This is a genomic window from Coprococcus sp. AF38-1 (assembly GCF_003603945.1).
GTDB classification, from domain to species: Bacteria; Bacillota; Clostridia; order Lachnospirales; family Lachnospiraceae; genus Coprococcus; species Coprococcus aceti.
On sequence record NZ_QVGO01000007.1, the window covers coordinates 152,202 to 167,134 of the forward strand.

General features: G+C 44.9%; 13 protein-coding genes and 7 tRNA genes. 8 read left to right on the forward strand and 12 right to left on the reverse strand.

Going from position 1 to position 14,933, the window contains the following annotated elements:
* The first annotated feature begins 60 nt into the window (after positions 1 to 60).
* Complete coding sequence (locus tag DW025_RS11750) at positions 61 to 1,254, forward strand: DUF4317 domain-containing protein (protein ID WP_120000046.1); 1,194 nt, start codon at positions 61 to 63, stop codon at positions 1,252 to 1,254.
* Between the two features lie 63 nt (positions 1,255 to 1,317).
* Here DW025_RS11750 and DW025_RS11755 read toward each other — a convergent pair whose 3' ends face one another.
* The 6 genes from DW025_RS11755 to DW025_RS11780 form a co-directional block, all read right to left on the reverse strand.
* Positions 1,318 to 2,265: a magnesium transporter CorA family protein gene (locus DW025_RS11755; RefSeq protein WP_117549331.1), complete on the reverse strand. Its 948-nt coding sequence runs from the start codon at positions 2,263 to 2,265 to the stop codon at positions 1,318 to 1,320.
* Between the two features lie 123 nt (positions 2,266 to 2,388).
* A complete protein-coding gene (locus DW025_RS11760) occupies positions 2,389 to 3,930 on the reverse strand; it encodes a sodium:solute symporter family protein (protein ID WP_117549333.1) in 1,542 nt (513 codons plus the stop codon).
* Between the two features lie 317 nt (positions 3,931 to 4,247).
* Positions 4,248 to 5,210, reverse strand: coding sequence for a calcium/sodium antiporter (locus tag DW025_RS11765; RefSeq protein ID WP_015533950.1), 963 nt, complete (start codon positions 5,208 to 5,210; stop codon positions 4,248 to 4,250).
* Positions 5,211 to 5,295: 85 nt separating this feature from the next.
* Positions 5,296 to 5,805 (reverse strand): shikimate kinase, encoded by a 510-nt coding sequence (locus DW025_RS11770; RefSeq protein WP_055146992.1) that lies wholly within the window; start codon positions 5,803 to 5,805, stop codon positions 5,296 to 5,298.
* Positions 5,802 to 6,260 carry an Lrp/AsnC family transcriptional regulator gene (locus DW025_RS11775; protein ID WP_022215931.1) on the reverse strand — a complete coding sequence of 153 codons (459 nt, stop codon included), beginning with the start codon at positions 6,258 to 6,260 and terminating at the stop codon, positions 5,802 to 5,804. The genes DW025_RS11770 and DW025_RS11775 overlap by 4 nt, the downstream gene beginning before the upstream one ends.
* 24 nt (positions 6,261 to 6,284) lie before the next feature.
* Complete coding sequence (locus DW025_RS11780) at positions 6,285 to 7,229, reverse strand: AEC family transporter (RefSeq protein WP_120000048.1); 945 nt, start codon at positions 7,227 to 7,229, stop codon at positions 6,285 to 6,287.
* A gap of 216 nt (positions 7,230 to 7,445) precedes the next feature.
* On the opposite strand from DW025_RS11780, the gene DW025_RS11785 reads away from it, so the two are divergent.
* The 7 genes from DW025_RS11785 to DW025_RS11815 all read left to right on the forward strand — a co-directional run bounded on the left by DW025_RS11785 (position 7,446) and on the right by DW025_RS11815 (position 8,216).
* Positions 7,446 to 7,520 (forward strand) — tRNA-Pro (locus DW025_RS11785).
* Positions 7,521 to 7,550: 30 nt separating this feature from the next.
* Positions 7,551 to 7,621 (forward strand) — tRNA-Gly (locus DW025_RS11790).
* 41 nt (positions 7,622 to 7,662) lie between these two features.
* A tRNA-Arg gene (locus DW025_RS11795) sits at positions 7,663 to 7,736 on the forward strand.
* 79 nt (positions 7,737 to 7,815) lie between these two features.
* Positions 7,816 to 7,889 (forward strand) — tRNA-His (locus DW025_RS11800).
* Between the two features lie 33 nt (positions 7,890 to 7,922).
* A tRNA-Gln gene (locus DW025_RS11805) sits at positions 7,923 to 7,994 on the forward strand.
* A gap of 20 nt (positions 7,995 to 8,014) precedes the next feature.
* Positions 8,015 to 8,087: transfer RNA gene (locus DW025_RS11810), tRNA-Lys, on the forward strand.
* 49 nt (positions 8,088 to 8,136) lie between these two features.
* Positions 8,137 to 8,216: transfer RNA gene (locus DW025_RS11815), tRNA-Leu, on the forward strand.
* A gap of 134 nt (positions 8,217 to 8,350) precedes the next feature.
* Here the strand turns inward: DW025_RS11815 and DW025_RS11820 are convergent.
* The 6 genes from DW025_RS11820 to DW025_RS11845 form a co-directional block, all read right to left on the reverse strand.
* Entirely contained in the window at positions 8,351 to 8,620 is a 270-nt protein-coding gene (locus DW025_RS11820) for a hypothetical protein (RefSeq protein WP_015533951.1), read from the reverse strand.
* A gap of 169 nt (positions 8,621 to 8,789) precedes the next feature.
* Entirely contained in the window at positions 8,790 to 11,138 is a 2,349-nt protein-coding gene (gene pcrA / locus DW025_RS11825; RefSeq protein ID WP_120000050.1) for a DNA helicase PcrA, read from the reverse strand.
* Positions 11,139 to 11,269: 131 nt separating this feature from the next.
* Complete coding sequence (locus tag DW025_RS11830; RefSeq protein WP_015533953.1) at positions 11,270 to 12,250, reverse strand: SPFH domain-containing protein; 981 nt, start codon at positions 12,248 to 12,250, stop codon at positions 11,270 to 11,272.
* Positions 12,251 to 12,289: 39 nt separating this feature from the next.
* Positions 12,290 to 12,967 (reverse strand): PspA/IM30 family protein, encoded by a 678-nt coding sequence (locus tag DW025_RS11835; protein WP_015533954.1) that lies wholly within the window; start codon positions 12,965 to 12,967, stop codon positions 12,290 to 12,292.
* Positions 12,968 to 13,204: 237 nt separating this feature from the next.
* Complete coding sequence (locus DW025_RS11840; protein WP_117549341.1) at positions 13,205 to 14,164, reverse strand: hypothetical protein; 960 nt, start codon at positions 14,162 to 14,164, stop codon at positions 13,205 to 13,207.
* Between the two features lie 80 nt (positions 14,165 to 14,244).
* Positions 14,245 to 14,928 (reverse strand): gamma-glutamyl-gamma-aminobutyrate hydrolase family protein, encoded by a 684-nt coding sequence (locus tag DW025_RS11845; RefSeq protein WP_015533956.1) that lies wholly within the window; start codon positions 14,926 to 14,928, stop codon positions 14,245 to 14,247.
* Positions 14,929 to 14,933: the final 5 nt, after the last annotated feature.

Sequence of the window (14,933 nt, forward strand, 5' to 3'; positions counted from 1 at the left end):
TCTGTCATTGCAGATGTTATAACGCAAAATATATCACTATATAGAAACGGAGTTTTATTTATGACAAAAAAAGACGTACTTGAGATAAGACACCTGTTTGCTCCAAAGGAATGCTCCATAAGCAAGATCCGCGGATGCTACGTGGACGGAGACTGCAACAAGGTGGCGACCATCAACGAACAGTTTCTCACCATGCCGGAAGAAGAAACATACAAATATTTTGAAATACTGAAAAAGACTTTATCAGGAAGCATTGGCAAGAATCTTGTCACCATGCCATTTCCTACCTCACAGGAGTTTGAAGGCGGCACACAGGAATTCCTGAATAAACTCAGGAAGAGCAAGCTTGAGAACGATGAGCTGATAAATGAGTTCTATGACAAGGTCATCGAGAACTACGATTACACCGGCAACTACCTCATACTGCTCATCCACGATACATATGATGTTCCGGGCAAGACAACCGACGGCATCATGATGGACGATGCATCAGACGAGGTGTATGACTATATCATGTGCTCCATTTGCCACGTCAACCTGTCCAAGGCGGGACTCAGCTACTTCGACGTTGAAAGCACATTCCACAACAGAGTCCGCGACTGGGTGGTCGACATGCCGGACATAGGCTTCCTGTTCCCGGCATTTATCGACAGGAGCACGGATATCCACAACGTTCTGTACTACACCAAAAAACCGGAGGAGCTTCACGACAGCTTCATAAGTAACATCCTTGGCACTTCTCTTCCTATAACAGCGGGCGAGCAGAAAGATGTATTCCAGGAGATCGTGGCTGAGACTCTGGGCGATGACTGTAATTACGACATGGTGCGTACAATACACGACAATCTGAACGAGATGATAGAGCAGAGAAAGGACAGTCCTGAACCGCTGACCCTATCCAAGAACACTATAAAGAATCTGCTGGCAGAGAGCGGAGTATCAGATGAGAAGATGGCAGATTTTGACGCCCACTACGAGAAGGTAACCGCTGCGGCAGCACCGCCTGAGCAGCCATCTGAGAACCCGGAGGATGAACCGGCCATAGTTGTACCGCGTGAGAAGTCAACTGTCATGTACGCGACAAATGTTGCAAACACAAAAACATTTGAGGTAAAGACTCCTGATGTGGTCATCAAGGTGAATCCTGAGAGAACTGATCTGGTAGAGACCATGGAGATCGACGGAAGGAAATGCATCGTCATCCAGATATCCGATCAGGTCGAGGTAAACGGAATACCTATCAACAACAAATAACAAAGGCACAAAAAAGGACCACCGGCAGCAACAAAACCGCCGGTGATCCTTTTTCTATCTGCCCTACTGTTTGAGCATCTTCTTTTTCTTCAATATCAAAGCTATCACAATACTTATAACGAGTATTATACCGCACACTATCTCAAATCCATATGGTACATTCGCAAATGGCATCCACTTCGTGCCCACATTCATTCCATACACACCGGATATAACTGTAGGCACAGCCATGACGATGGTTATGGCCGCCAGAAACTTCATGGCGTTGTTCAGTCTGTTGTTGATGATGGTCGTCATGAGCTCCCTCGTACCACTTATGATATCTCTGTATATCTGTGTCATCTCTATAGCCTGCTTATTCTCCACCAAAACGTCGTCAAGCAATTCCTTGTCCTCCGGATACTGCTTGATTCTGCCATATCTGGTCAGCTTGTCGAGGACTACTCCGTTCGCCCTCAGTGACGTTGCGAAGTATACAAGGTTGGACTCCAGCTCGTGAAGATCTATGAGATCCGCATCCTCGGTCTCCTCCTGGATACGCTGCTCAATAAGGGTTCTTCTTCTGTCCATGACTCTCAGATAATACTGGTATGTGGTACAGTTCCTGTAGAGTATCTGGTACATGAACCTCATCCTCTTCTTGGTGCTGAACTCTCTCACCTTGCCCTCCATAAAGGCCTCAAGCACAGGAGTCTCCTCGGCGCATATGGTGATGATGCAGTCTGCAACCAGTATGATACCAAGAGGGATTGTTGTATATGCCTCTCGTTCATTTCTTATCTCTATAGAAGGAATATCCACGATTATCAGTGTGTAGTTGTCCTCCACCTGAACACGTGAGCTCTCCTCGTCATCCAGTGCGGCTCTGACATCCGCCAGGTCTATCTCAAACCTCTCGGCTATGCTCTTACTCTCATCTATTGTTGGCTTAGTCATGACTATCCAGGCACCAGGACCATATTCCTGTATTTCACTCAAAATTCTGTCATCCGTTCTGTACAGTGTGATCATTCCCTGCGCCTCCTGCCACATAGATTACAGCATGCCTCAAATGCACATTACCGCCTGATAATATTAACATAAAAAACACGGCCTTTCAACAAAGTTTTGTGTAAAGACCGTGTAATATCTATGTTAGTCAAGTGCCTTTCTGTGGGCTACTGTAACCGTCTCCTCGTAGCATGAGAAGGCATCCTCGACCTTCTTCTGGTCAGGCTTCTTTGTGAACAGGCTCACAATAGGAACTATGATGAGACCGCCCACCATTGCAACCGCACCGCAGTTGATAGGTGACTGCATCACTGCCGGGAACTTGAACAATCCCCATGTATTGCTTATAAAGTTCAGCGTCATGATTCCTGTTCCCCATATAAAGCATGTCCAGCAAGCCGCAACTGTAGTCTTCTTCCAGTATAAGCCATATAAAAATGGAGCAAGGAACGCACCTGCTATAGCCCCCCATGAAACACCCATAAGCTGTGCTATGAACGTTATCCTGCTTGAGTACTGCACGATGGCAATAACAGCCGATACAGCAACAAACATAACGAGCATGAGCCTCATGACAAGTATCTGTTTCTTCTCATCCATCTTCGGTGCAATGACCGGCTTTATAAAGTCGATGGTGAGCGTTGAGCTGGATGTAAGGACCAGCGAAGAAAGTGTGGACATAGATGCTGAAAGCACCAGTATGACCACAAGTCCCATAAGGGCAGCTGGAAGCTTCTCAAGCAGATGTGGAATGATGGCATCGAATCCCTCTGTAGCAACATCGGTTCCTGTCAGTCTTCCAAAACCGCCGAGGAAATAGCATCCGCCGGCAACTACGATCGCAAACAGTGTCGACACAACCGTACCTGTCTTGATGGATCTCTCATCCTTTATGGCGTAGAACTTCTGTACCATCTGTGGAAGTCCCCATGTTCCAAGGGATGTCAGCACGACGACACAAAACAGATTGAACACGTCAGGTCCCAGGAATGATGCAAATACACCCGGTGTATCTGACACTGCAGGATCATTTATCCTTGCCAGACTGTCTAGCGCGCCTGTGAGTCCACCATAGTTGTTGAGTACCGCATATATGACTGCCACGATTCCCACCAGCATGATGAGTCCCTGGATGAAATCGTTGATAGCAGTCGCCATATATCCACCAACGATTACATATATACCTGTAAGGGCAGCCATGACGATTACGCATATCTTATAGTCAACATTGAACGCCATTCCGAACAGTCTTGAAAGTCCGTTGTACAGTGACGCTGTATATGGAATGAGGAAGATGAAGATGATGATCGACGAGAAAAGCTTCAATGACTTGCTGGAGTATCTCTTCTCGAAGAACTCCGGCATAGTTCTCGTGTCAAGCTCCTGTGTGAGCAGTCTTGTTCTTCTTCCGAGAACTACCCATGCCACCAGTGAGCCAAGCAGCGCATTTCCAATTCCTATCCATGTGGAAGCAATTCCGTACTTCCATCCAAACTGTCCGGCATATCCAATGAATATAACCGCTGAGAAATAAGATGTTCCATAGGCAAATGCCGTGAGCCACGGGCCAACACTTCTGCCTCCGAGAACAAATCCATTCACATCCTTTGTGTGTTTTCTCGAGTAAAATCCAACTCCAAGCATGATTGCAAAGAAAACAACAAGCATAATAACTTTGAGTACCATAGTATCCTCCCAATACATTTTTTATCCGCGGTTTACTTTATCACATCAAAGCGTGTCAACTTTAAAGTTTTGCGGTTTAAATTGCTATATCTGATTATAAGTTATACCCATACCATAGTCAAGAAATATCCACAAAAAATACAGCGTGCGGCAATCGCTACACGCTGTATTTTTTATTGAGATCTAATCAAGTTCATCTAAATCATAAAAATCATCCATACTGTAATAATCCTTGTCATAGTGACTTGTTATACACACCAACTCTTCCGGTTCATAATCATCACATAAATGACTATACCCCATTCATTTGATATCTGCTACATATAATTCTTGTACATAATATAAGCAAAATATACCGCATACACAGCCAGCATCACTATTCCGCCCGGCCTGGTGAGCTTCTTCTTTCTGACGCTGCACACCCAGAGGAGAACAGCAGCCACTATTGCCATGATGCCATCCAACAGGAAGTTCTGCTCAAACTGCACTGGGGTTATGAGCATTGTAGTTCCGGCAACGAAAAGTATATTGAATATATTGCTTCCAACTATGTTGCCTATGGCAATATCTGTCTGCCCCTTTTTTGCCGCTGTGCATGATGTCACAAGCTCAGGAAGAGATGTGCCAAATGCCACTATTGTAAGACCTATGAGTCTCTCTGTCATACCGAGCTTTCCAGCTATATATGATGCCGCATTTACAGTGAAATTACTTCCGACCACGACCAGCGCTAATCCTATGATTATAAACAGTATAAGTCTCGGAGTCTTATCCTTCTCCGTGAGTTCTATAGAATCACTCTCGCTGTTGCCATTCTTCGCGCTGATGATCAGATATACCAAAAATCCAATAAACACTACATAGAATATCACACCTTCAAGTCTGCTGAGCACACCATCAAAATATCCCATGCAGAGTATCATGATCGATGCCACGATAACAAATGGTATATCTATCCTAAGTGTATTTTTCTTTATAGGAAGTGCTGCTATGAGTGCTGTCACTCCAAGGATGACAAGTATGTTAATAATGTTGCTTCCAAGCACATTTCCAACAGTGATCCCGGCTCCCGCAGGCGAAAGTGCCGCCTTTATGCTGACAGCTGCTTCTGGAGCACTAGTGCCCATGGCAACTATTGTTAAGCCAACTACCATCTCTGGTATGTTGCATTTGACAGCTATTTTAGACGCACCATCTACAAATACATCCGCTCCCTTTATCATAAACACAAATCCAAGCACAAGAAGCAGTATCTGACCTAACATTTTTAATATCTCCATACATTCCCTCCATTGTAAATATGCTACATTTTCACCTCAGCTATATAAGCAGCTTTTCTATCCCTATCATGTGGCATATGACGTATTACAGATCTCTTCTGACAATTATCATGCCCGCAACGCTGTCCAGCAATTCCTCAATTCCAAGACCTTCCGCTTTGATATTGATATGGCAGTACTTCTCATAAAGCTTTGTCCTCTCATTATACAAATCTTTCAGAGTCTGTCCATCCTTCAGCACCACGCCTCTTCTCTTGATATTGCCAAGTCTGTTCGCTATCTCCTCATACGGAAGATTGATATATATAACTGTATCCTCCGCCATGTATTTCTTCATGGCCTCAGTACAGTACACAGCGCTTCCACCTGTGGCTATGACTGCATGTTGGTCTGTGATACCCTTGTTCACATCATTCTCTATCTTTAAAAACCCATCATCGCCATACTTTGCTATGATCTCCCTGAGCAGCATTCCCTGACTGTTCTGTATGAGAATATCTGCATCGATGAACTTATAACCGAGAACCTTTGCCAGAAGAACCCCTATAGTGCTCTTGCCCGCTCCCGGCATGCCTGTAAGTACTATGTTGTTCATTTCTCCTTTACCTCCGGTATAACTGATACTTCGTCCTTGAGCGTCTTGAGAACAAAGTGCGTTTCAGTTGCTGACACACCCTCATATCCCTTCACAAATCTATACACCTCGTCCAGACCTGCAGCGGAATCAGTTACTATCTTCAATATAAAGTCAAAATCTCCTGTCATATAGAAGCATGCGACTATGCTGTCATTTGTCTGTATAAGCTGTGCAAATTCATCATAATATTTCGGATGCTTCAGTCTCACTTCCATGATGGCTACCATCTCATTGCCCAGCTTTTTCTGGTCAACCTCAATGGTATAACCCTTTATTACTCCGCTGCTCTCCATCTTCCTTATTCTCTCTATCACAGCCGAGACAGAGAGATTGATCTCCTCACTGATGGCCGATGCTGTAAGTCTCGCATTGTCCTTCAGGCATCTCAGTATCTTGTAGTCAATATTATCCATTAATTAAACCTCTGTATAATAAAATTAGATTGCTCCCAAACATTTTAACACAAACACCCACAGAGTCAACGTCACTGACGATAATAATGTGGATAAAACGATAATATTCGATGACAGCACATAATCATTGTCCATATTCTTCGCCATGATGTATCCCGACACCGTAGCCGGTGCTCCAACCATTATAAGTATAGCAACAATCTCACTCGGCCCAAATCCCATACCTATGGCAACAGGGAGGAATATGACAGGAAGAATCACAAGCTTTATGACCGTTGCCACAAGTGATGGCTTGAGCCTGGTTAATGCCTGCTGTGAATCAAATCCAGCACCTATGGCTATGAGCGCTATAGGAGTCGCCGTCTGTGCTATATAACTGATAGTCCTTGTCGGTATGGCTGATATCGGTATGTCAAATACAGAGAATGGGACTCCAAGCAATATTCCTATGATGATCGGATTCTTCAATATATTGACGAACGCTTTCTTGATACCAGCTGTTCCTCTCTGTCTGTCGTTCCCGCCAAATGTCAGAGCTATTACAGATATAATATTGTACATCGGCACCGCTGACACTATCATGAGAGGCGCCATGCCCGAGTTGCCACAGATATTCTCCACAAATGCAACGCCGAGAACCGCAGCACTTCCTCTTGCTCCCCCCTGCACAAATGCACCAATCATGGTTCTGTCCTTACAGTATATCAGTGCCAACACCCATACCAGCCCAAACATTATGATCGTTCCAAAGAAGCAGAACAGAACAAACTTTACATTGAGGTCGTCCAATATGGAGGTCGTCGCAATATCCCTGAACAGCAGAACCGGAAGGGCTACCTTGAACACATATTTATTCGCCACGTTGGCGAACTCTTCTGTTATAATATGTATCTTCATCAGAAACCATCCCAGAAGTATCACCAGAAATATCGGTATCGTTGCATTTATGCTGAATATAAAATTATCCATTACTACACATCCTCACAATTTTCAATTTTTTTCAAAATACCTATTGACTTTCGCTCCTATAATGCATATAATGCAAAAGTCGGTTTGATGAATAGGCGATAACGTCTGATTCAATATAACACATCAGCAACTGATTTTCAAAAAAAATTAAAAAAGTTGTTGACAAACATCACCGACTTGTGTATAATAGGTTTTGCGTTGGTCGCAAAGGACTAACGGGGTGTGGCTCAGCTTGGCTAGAGCGCTTGATTTGGGATCAAGAGGTCGCAGGTTCGAATCCTGTCACCCCGACTTATAATCCAAAACACTGTTAAGCATTATGCGGGTGTAGTTCAATGGTAGAACACTAGCCTTCCAAGCTAGATACGTGGGTTCGATTCCCATCACCCGCTCTTTATTTTCGCTAACATATACATATAGCGGGAATTGGTACGTGTCCGTAGCTCAGCTGGATAGAGCAACGGCCTTCTAAGCCGTGGGTCGGGGGTTCGAATCCCTTCGGGCACATTTTTGTATCTTAGCTACTACTACTGTTAGCAGGCTAAGATATATTTTTATAAAATAACAATTATTTTATAAGCCTATGGTGGGTATGGCGCAGTTGGCTAGCGCGCCAGATTGTGGCTCTGGAGGCCGAGGGTTCGAGTCCCTCTATCCACCCTTTTTCTTTATCGCACATATTAGCGATGCTATTGGGTTATCGCCAAGCGGTAAGGCACAGGACTTTGACTCCTGCATTCGCTGGTTCGAATCCAGCTAGCCCAGTTATTAAAGTCCAGACTTATGGGCCATTAGCTCAGGCGGTAGAGCACTTGACTTTTAATCAAGTTGTCCGGGGTTCGAGTCCCCGATGGCTCACTATTTCCCTTCTGGTATGAGGGGCTATTTTTATTTTACGGAGAATTAAGCGGATATGGCGGAACTGGCAGACGCGCTAGACTTAGGATCTAGTCCTTCGGGGTGCAGGTTCGATTCCTGTTATCCGCATTTTTTATACCTTTTATCATGACGTTTCGTCCTATCTTCCATTTTTTTTAGTAGATGGCAAAAAATACGCTCTATCCTCAATGGATAGAGCGTATCTTTATACTACCATATTCTTCTATATAATACAGTACGAATTACTCAGCGTCTGCCGCCTCGGCTGCTTCTGCTGCTGGCTCTGCCTCATCTGTATCTTCCTCATCATCGAAGAAGTCATCGTCGAAATCATCGTCGAAGTCATCATCAAAATCATCAAGGAAGTCTGGTGTAAGATATGAATATACTGCATATGCAATACCTGCAATAGCAGCAACGGCACCAATGATAACCAAGATCACAAATAATGTGCTCTTTGCCTTCTCTTCTGTTGCATCGCCTTTAACTAAGATTACGTCACTACTCTTCATCGTTACATTCCACCCTTTCTTAACCCTGTAACGGGTTTCATTATATTATATTGATTTGAGAGAAGAAACATACAGTTATTATCTCCCAACACATACCAAAATTATAGCATACGGTTTTGATTATTTCTATATGTATTTTATAAATAAATCTAACATGCGGTTTAATTGACTACTCGCATTTTTTGAGCTTTGCAAACGAAGCAAACATCTTCCTGACACCGCATCTGTCGAAATTCACTGTAACCTCGTAATCCTTATCGCCCTTCTCCAAAGCCTCCACAGTACCCGGACCAAACTTAATATGTCTGACTCTGTCTCCAACAGCATAATCAGGCTTGCCAACACTGTTTACCACAAAGGCTTTGCCGAACAAAGGCTGGGAAGACGGCTGCCCGTATGACTGCTGTTTTGCATAGCTGCTGTATGGATTCTTCTGTCCATAGCTTCTGCCTGAGGCTGCTCCAGCGGTTCTTCCACCGCCATAGCCGGCATATGTATCACCATATGAACTTCCATACGCATCTCTGCGTCCTTCACCTCTGTTATATCTGTCGACAGACTCCGACTCTCTTCGCTTTGCCATATTCTTCATATCAGCTTCATGCTCAAACAGCATAGGTGGGATCTCTCTTATGAATCTGGACACATCGCTGTACACCCTGTTACCATGCATCATTCGTTCCTTCGCCGCACTCAGGTACAGCTTTTTCATGGCTCTGGTTATACCCACGTAACACAGACGTCTCTCCTCCTCAAGAGCATCGGGATCATCTGAGTTGAGTGCCATTCCACTAGGAAATACTCTGTCCTCCATTCCGCATATAAATACATATGGGAACTCCAGACCCTTGGCACTGTGGAGAGTCATCAGCTTGACCTGATTGTCATCCTCCGACATGGCATCGAGGTCAGACACAAGCGCTATCTCCTCCAGGAACTCGCTGAGCCCTGCCTCCTCATTATCCTCTGTGAATTCCACCACCTTGTTGCGGAGTTCATCGATATTCTCAAGCCTAGTCATGGCCTCCTCTGTGTGCTCTGCTATGAGCTCTGACTCATAACCCGTATCCTCAAGGATCCTGTCGTACACCGAGTCAAGGCTCTCACCATCCGCCAGCATATCCCTGAATGATGTGATAAGCTCCGCAAACTGCCTGATCTTGGCCGAGGTCTTGGCAGCCATTCCCGGTATCTCGTCAGCTCTCGCCGCAGCATCCATCATCGACAATCCATACGCATCCGCAAATGACTCAACCTTGCTGAGAATCGCCTCGCCTATACCTCTCTTCGGAACATTTACCACTCTCCTGAAGTACAGGTTGTCAGTGGAATTGTTGATGACCTTGAGATATGCCAGAACATCCTTGATCTCCTTTCGGGCATAGAAGTTTGTGCCGCCATATACTCTGTATGGTATGTTCGCATACACCATCTTCTCTCCGAGCACACGGGACTGTGCATTCGTCCTGTAGAGGATAGCTATATCCCTGTAGTCCACTCCCTGTCTGACAAGAGTCTTGATACGGCTCGCCACCATATCTCCCTCTGCATATTCCGAATCGCACTGCTCAAACGAGATCTTCTCACCGGCATCCTTATCCGTCCACAGAGCCTTATCCTTACGGCCTGCATTGTGCTGTATGACTGCATTCGCTGCGGCAAGTATATTGCCACAGGATCTATAGTTCTGTTCCAGCTTGATAACCTTCGCATCCTCATATTCCTTCTCAAAGTTCAGGATATTGGTTATATTCGCTCCTCTGAACTTGTATATGGACTGATCATCGTCTCCCACCACACACAGGTTCCTGTATTTTCTCGCAAGCATCTTGACCAGCAGGAACTGTATGTGATTAGTATCCTGATACTCGTCAACCATGATATATCTGAATCTATTCTGATATGTATCAAGGACATCAGGATTGTGCTCGAACAGCTCCACCGTCTTGTAAATAAGATCGTCAAAGTCCATCGCATTGTTCTTCTTAAGACGACTCTGATACTCAGTGTACACCTCTGCAGCCTTTGTTCCTGCATAGTCTGCAGCATTCTTTTTTGCAAATTCATCAGGTGACAGATACTTCTCCTTGGCCTTGGATATCTCCGCCATGAACATCTTCTCGGGATACCTCTTCGGGTCTATCTGAAAATCCTTGAGTATACTCTTCACCGTACTCTTCTGGTCATCCGAATCATATATATCAAAGTTCTTGCCATAGCCGATCTTATCAGCATATCTTCTGAGTATCCTCACACACAGCGAATGAAATGTGCTGACCCATACCCTGTCAGCTCCGTCCCCAACTATCAGATCAACTCTCTCTCGCATCTCACGGGCCGCCTTGTTGGTGAATGTGATCGCCAGTATGTTCAGAGGATTAACTCCTTCGTGCTCCATTAGATAGGCTACCCTGTGTGTGATAACCCTGGTCTTTCCGCTTCCTGCTCCCGCAAGTATGAGCAGTGGCCCATCCACATGCTCACAGGCCTGTTCCTGCATATCGTTAAGTCCTGCCATAATTCCTCCTGTATCCTGTGACGTAAAAAACGCCGTTATATATACCAAACATATGTTTTATTCCATCTGCCTAGTATATCATAACAGCGTTTATTTGAAAATATCATTATTCAATTATAATGTATTTGTCTTTAGATCAGCTTCGTTCCACAGTTGCCACAGAACTTCGCACCGTTAGTTGGCTGTCCACAGTTAGGACAGAACTTTGGAGCTGTTCCGGTTCCTGCTGCCTGTGTTGCTGCATTGTTCATCTGGTTCATAGCTCCGGCCATCTGACCTGCCATAGCCATTCCCATCTGCATTCCTACCATGGCATTTGCCATATCCGTTGCATTGCTTCCGGCTGTTCCTGTACGGCCACCCCTTGCCATTGAATCAACCATATTCACCTGCTGGAATCTGTTCATATCCCCTATCATAGAATACTCAGCAGCCTGATCAGCACGCTTCTGTATATTCTCAGGATATGTAAACTCGCTTATTCTGAAATCAGTTATCGTAAGTCCGATTCCCAAGAGTTCCATGTCCAGATCTTCCTTGATACCCTTAGCTATATCAACGGAATTGGCCATAAGATTGAATACGTCTCCGCCAACCTTTGTGATCCACTTCATCAGCAGTCCGTCCAGGATACCCCTTATCCTGTCTCTTATGTCATCGACTGTGAACTGCTGCTTTATACCTGCAACCTTCTCTATTAGAACATTATAATCGTCTATCTTGAATGAGAATTTACCATTTGATCTCACAGGAAGTCCGCCCGGAAGTCCCGGTGCCTGAAGTCTGATCGGTGAACTGGTTCCCCAGTTACATGTAAACTCTTTTGTATTCACAAACAGAACCTCTGCGCGAAGTCCTGAATTGAATCCGAACTTAAATCCCTTGAGTGTTGAAAGGAATGGTATGATCTGTGAATCAATAGTGTAGTTTCCAGACTCGGTAAATATACCTTCAACCGCTCCGTTATAAAGGAATATAGCATCCTGTCCCGGTTTGATTATAAGCTTTGAATCCTTCTTGATCTCTCTATTTGTCCACTTCCAGAAGATGACGTCATCTCTGTACTCTTCCCATTCTACAACATTAGCAAACTGATTTGAAAATAAACCCATGTAGTGCACTCCTCTCTGTTCTGCAATATGTTTGGAATATTATAATCCCATCTTTGCCTTAAGTGCTGCAAGCTCATCCTGAACGTCTGCATTTGGAGCTGCATCATACTTGCTTGCAAGATCATCTATTGAATCTGCGCTTGATGAATTGAGCTCGCTCATTGCATTTGCCTTGTCAAGCATAGCGTCTGCCTTTGCTTCCATTCTTGAAAATGCATCAAGTGAAGCTGATGAATCGCCGATACCGCTCATCATCTTGTTCATACGCTCCTGAGTCTTAGCAACCTGAACCTTTGCCTTGATAGTCTCTTTTCTTGCATTGAGATCGCTGACATCCTTTGTGAGCTTGTCATGCATCTGTCTCATCTTGGCTGCGTTAGCTGCTGCTGCATCATATGCCTGCTGAAGAGCTACCTGCTTCTGCGTGAGCTGGTTCTTCTTCTCGAGGAACTTCATTGCATCGCCCTCGTTACCTGCTACAAGTGCCTTCTCTGCATATGTCTGCATCTTTGCGATCTCTGCGTCACACTCATCAAGCTGTCTCTTGCATCTCTGCTCCTCTGCCATAACAGTTGCAGTCTCTGACTTAACCTTTCTGAGATCCTCCTGAAGGTCTCTGAGGTACTGATCTATCATCTTCTCAGGATCCTCTGCCTTGTCAAGAAGTGCATTGATGTTTGATGACATAATGTCCTTAAATCTCTTTAAAATTCCCATAACTTTTTACCTCCGCGTTTTAGGTTGATTTATTTGTATATAATATTAAATGTTGCCTCCTGTCGACGACACCACCATTATATGATCTCCCATGCTCCGGCGCAATGCCATGCATGCTGTGTTGCTGCATCATATAATGTGCTATTCGACACGTTACCCCCTGTAAAGTATCAGCCGCCAACTTATCAGGCTTTAATATTCAAAACTAGCGCGTCCCCTGCATGTTGCACGAAACTTTTATACGACTCCGTCATCCACGTCATCATAGGCATCGGATATACGTCCGCCTATTCTGAAATCAGGTCTGCCGTTCTTGTCTGAGTCGCTTCCCTTGGCACTCGCATCCGTTATCGACTCCTCAAGTCTCACCGGTGTTCTGTCTCCAAAGCGTCTCATCTTATCGTCATGATCACTGTCTTTTATGACATGTATCGAAGAATCCGCATCATCAGTCTCCCTCTGGACACTCTTGACCGGTTCCCTAGATGCCTTCACCCGGATCGGTTCAGGCTCCTTCTTATCTTCAAAATCGAACTCCCACTGAACCATCTCCGGCTCACCGTTCTTATCCTTGTGCTCCTCATCCTTGGCTTTGTTCTTCTCGTAATACAGCTCATTCGCCAGAAGCTGGCTGATCTCCAGTATATCGGCATAGCGCTCCTGCTTCTTCATATCCATGAGACCTTCCATGAGCTCCTTCTTGTTGTTCTCAATGATCTCAGATTTCTTTCTCAGAGAATCAAGGACTCTGTCGCTCTCCATGCTTATCATATTATATGCCTGGTTCACGGTCTCGTTGATCTCCATCAGCATCTCATTTGTATAAATGATAGATGCCGCATATATCTCGTTGGCCGTTCTGAGCGCCTGCCTGTCCTGCTTGCCAAGGCTCTTGACCTTGCGGTCCACAAAGAGCGGGCTTGGCTTTGTAAGCCTGATCCTGGATGCAGTCTCCTCGGCCTCCGCGATGATCTCATCGGCCTCCTGCTCTGCCTCCTTGATGATCTTGCTTCTCTTGTCTGTGATCTCATGATATGCCTTGAGTTCCAGATCTATAGTAGTCTTGAGCTCCTCAACGATCTCAAGAACCTCTTCCTTGTTGACCAGTACCTTACCTGCTGCAAATGGAACGTTCTGTCCATCTCCAACTATATCCTGTATTCTATCTAAAAGCTGTTTAGCTTTTCCGTTCTCCATAATAGTGCCTCCATCGCAACTTTTCTATCTCATAAGTATACGCTAGTTTATTTTAGCATCTTTCATATGGCATTTCAACGTTAATCTATCGCCGGTTTCACATCATCTCTCGGAAGCCCAAGGAAATCCTGTATAAGATGTCTTGTAAAAAGCCGTCCTTCCTCGCTCTCAAATATACGCTCAGGATGCCACTGGAAGGCAAGTATGCTCATCGTCGGTGATACAAATGCCTCGACAGATTCATTCTCCTCATCGACCACTATCGGATAGAACATCGTCGACAGATTTTCCAGATAGACACAGTCGCTGTGGAAGTTGTTTACCTTGATATATCTGTCCGTCTTGACTATCCTTGCCATGTGGTCTGTGCCTCTGGGTCTTGGCACCTTAAAGCGCGCGGAATAACTTATCTTACCGCCAAACAGCGCATTTATGTGCTGCATTCCCCTGCACACGCCTATCACTGGGATCTCATTCTGGACACAGTACATTATGAGCTGCTCCTCTAGCGCATCACGGTGCGGCTGCAGCTCTGCATTGTGCGGCTCCACATAATGTCTCGGATGGAGCGTTCCGCCCCCTGTCACTATCAGGAGATCAAACTGTTCATCCACTATCTCATCAAAGTTTTTTGTAAAGTTGGATACCGGTCTGAGTCTTATTCCAAGGCTCTCATAGAACTCCACATAAGCAGCCTCGAGAACGTCCGTATATTTTCCATACATATTGTGTCCTTCCCGCTGTGTTATAAGTGCATGTAACATAAAAC